This window comes from Kitasatospora sp. NPDC059462 (genome assembly GCF_042749955.1).
In the GTDB taxonomy this organism is placed as follows: Bacteria; Actinomycetota; Actinomycetes; order Streptomycetales; family Streptomycetaceae; genus Kitasatospora.
Genome location: NZ_JBHYUU010000395.1, coordinates 1 through 1,555, shown reverse-complemented (window position 1 = coordinate 1,555; position 1,555 = coordinate 1). Strand labels below are relative to the sequence as shown.

Genomic DNA, 1,555 nt, shown 5'->3' with positions numbered 1-1,555 from the left:
GGGGGGGGGGGCCCCCCCCCCCCCGCCGCGTAGCCGCGCCACGAGCCGCGCTACTAGCCGCGCTACGACGTTCACCCTGGCCAGGGGCATATGCCGGGCGGAGGCCGGGCGACTGCCGCGAGGGGCTCCGGCGGGGGGCGCACGGGAGCACGGGGCAGGCGCGTCGCACGCCCCCGGTGACCGTGCGCGCCCGCCGGACGGCATCGCGGCCGGATCGGCGCACAGTCCGTGACGGCACCCCCACTGGATGCGATCCCTCCCCTTCCCGGCCCCGATCCGGCCCGGCGGGCCTGTCTGACCGCCGCACTGACTGGGCATCACACCGGTCGGACCGTGTCCCAGCACCCCGCTGCCTGCGCCGGCCCGAAACATCCGGGACCAGGGAGGGAGCCCCCCGTGCCCACGTACGACTTCATCCGCCGCACCCGCCGACAGTCCGATCCGGACGTCGTCGTGGTGGGAGCCGGCCTCGCGGGCCTCGCCGCCGCCCGCGTGCTCACCGGCCGCGGCCTCGCCGTCCAGGTCCTGGAGGCCGCGGACCGCATCGGCGGCCGCGCCGCCTCCCACGAACTGGACGGCTTCCGCCTCGACCACGGCAGCCATCTGCTGAACACCGCCTTCCCCGAACCGCGCCGCGTGCTCGACCTCGACCGCCTCGACCTGCGCCCGCTCACCCCGGGCGTCCTGGTGCACCACGGCGGGCGCCGGTACCGGGTCGGGGACCCGCAGCTGACCACCGCCCGGCAGGCCACCGCCCGGGCGCCGCTGGGCAGCCCGCTGGACAAGGCGCGCCTCGGCGGCTGGCTCAACCGGCTCGCCGCCACCCCGCCCGCCCGGCTGACGGCCCGGCCGGAGACCACCGCCGCCCGGGCGCTCGGCGAACGCGGGCTCGCCCCGCGCACCGTCGACGGCCTGCTGCGCCCGCTGCTCGGCGCCCTGCTCAGCGACCCCGCCCTGGGCACCAGCAGCCGGGTCGCCGACCTGGTGCTGCGCTGCTACGCGCGCGGCCGGCTCTGTCTGCCCGCCGGGGGGATCGCGGCCGTGCCGGCCCAGCTGGCCGCCGCCCTGCCCCCCGGCACCGTCCGCACCGGAGTGCGGGTCACCGCGATCGCGGCGGACGGCGTGGAGACCGCCGGCCACGGGCGGATCGGCGCACAGGCCGTGGTCGTCGCGACCGACCCCCGCTCCGCCGCGGAGCTGCTGCCCGGACTCCGGTTGCCGGACTTCCACCCCGTCACGACCTTCTACCACGCGGCCGACCGGGCCCCGCTCGGCGAGGCCGCCCTGCTGCTGGACGGCGACCGGCCGGGCGGGCGGCCGTCGCTGGTCTCCCACTCGCTGGTGCTCAGCGAGCTGCACCCCTCGTACGCCCCGCCCGGGCGGGCGCTGATCGCCACCACCGTGCTCGGCCGCCGCACCTTCGACTCCGGCGGGCCGGCCGCGCTGGAGCCGGCCGTGCGCGGACGGCTGGCGGAGCTGTACGGCACCCCGGCCGACGGCTGGCAGTTCCTCAGCGTGCGCCACCTGCCGGACGCGGTGCCGGCCATGCCGCCGC

1 protein-coding gene is annotated in these 1,555 nt (G+C 79.0%); it reads left to right on the top strand.

Annotated features, from left to right (window positions below; all coding sequences use genetic code 11):
- Positions 1-396 precede the first annotated feature (396 nt).
- The coding region (locus ACFXAM_RS38705; RefSeq protein ID WP_380298624.1) for an FAD-dependent oxidoreductase at positions 397-1,555 on the top strand (1,159 nt) is incomplete at its 3' end.